Here is a 207-nt window from a genome sequence, read left to right on the forward strand (position 1 = left end):
GGTGGTCAGGCGTAAGGTTTACGCCCGTTTTCTGGATGCGGTGAACTTCGTCAACGGAAACAGTGACGCCGATCCGGAGCAGGAGGTGATCAGCCGCTGGCGCATCGAGCAGTGCAGTGAACTGAGCGCGGTGAGTGCCTCCTTTGTACTGGCCACGCCGACGGAAACGGATGGCGCTGTTTTTCCGGGGCGTATCATGCTGGCCAA

The 207-nt window shown here is 59.9% G+C and carries 1 protein-coding gene; it reads left to right on the plus strand.

Annotated features, from left to right (window positions below):
* On the plus strand, positions 1-207 hold a 207-nt coding region (locus HEN33_RS26110; protein WP_183083591.1), incomplete at both ends, for a phage minor tail protein L.

The sequence above is a fragment of the Escherichia sp. 94.0001 genome (assembly GCF_013369155.2).
Taxonomy (GTDB): Bacteria; Pseudomonadota; Gammaproteobacteria; order Enterobacterales; family Enterobacteriaceae; genus Escherichia; species Escherichia coli_F.